1 protein-coding gene is annotated in these 1,006 nt (G+C 57.6%); it reads right to left on the bottom strand.

What is annotated here, in order from left to right; translation table 11 throughout:
- Window positions 1-514: hypothetical protein (locus ACFQ6N_RS41175; RefSeq protein WP_380659244.1), on the bottom strand; the 514-nt coding region annotated here is incomplete at its 3' end.
- Window positions 515-1,006 lie beyond the last annotated feature (492 nt).

Below are 1,006 nucleotides of genomic sequence, written 5' to 3'. Positions count from 1 at the left end.
CTCTACGAAGGGCCTTTACCATTCCTTCAATGGCGGGATCACCCTTAACTTTTGCTAGCTCGCTCCGAAGCGATTGGTACTTTGCGCCACTGACTGATCCGTCCGCGAAGTTGTCGAGAATGCTATCGAGCTGATTCCTGACTACCTGCGCTCTATCACCAGTCATGTTCTTCATTGCCGTCTGCTCAATCCCCGCCAAGCGGACTAGATCGGATCTGTCGAGAGAGACGTTGTTACGGCTGAAGATGTTGTTATAGACGCTGCTGATCCCATCGCGAGAGGCACGCATCACATCATCGGTAAGAACAGGTGCATCCGCGCCGAACGTATTGGAAACGGCGCGATTGAATGCTTGTTGCTGGTTTCGTCCCGCGCTGGACGCCCCGCTGAATGGAAGAGTATTCAGAACGGAGGACAAGCCTTTAAGGAATCGGGATTCGCTGACTTGCGCAACATGAAGCGGTATCCCAGCCTGCTTCGCGGTTGCAATAGAGCTTGCGATGGCTGGTTGCATCGCCTCTCCCGCTCTACGCGCGGCAGTTCCTGCCAACCCAGATACAGCCTGGCCTGCTGCACCGCCTGCGGCACCGATAGCTGCACGTTCCGCCCGACTTTCATCCCCTACAGTAGGCTGCAAACCAGAAAAAACAGCCCCCCTCACAGCGGACTCCGCGTACGGCGCTGCTCTAGCCAATCGCCCAGCTAATGATGCTCCGCGCCCTGCTGGAACAGCAGCTTGTGCAATCTGCCCGGCAATGTTCCCAGCTAGGCCAGCCCCTGTGTCCATCAAGGGCTTATCTCGCACACGAGCCTCAGCGGCTTCGCGGTCCGCGCGCTCACCAACACCAAAGCGCTCATCTATGGCCTTAGTGGCGACCCCGCTAAGTCCGAAAAGGTACGGGGCAGCCTCAGAGGAGAGAAGCTGAGCAGCGCCGGTAGCTGGGTCCATGATGGACTTGCCAGCGCCAGCAAAGAACTTCTCTAGACCACTTAACCCCTCTGTGGG

Origin of the sequence: Kitasatospora sp. NPDC056446, assembly GCF_042796115.1 — a bacterium.
Lineage (GTDB): Bacteria > Actinomycetota > Actinomycetes > Streptomycetales > Streptomycetaceae > Kitasatospora.
Note: the sequence above shows the minus strand (reverse complement) of the source record. Positions and strands in the feature narration are given on the sequence as shown.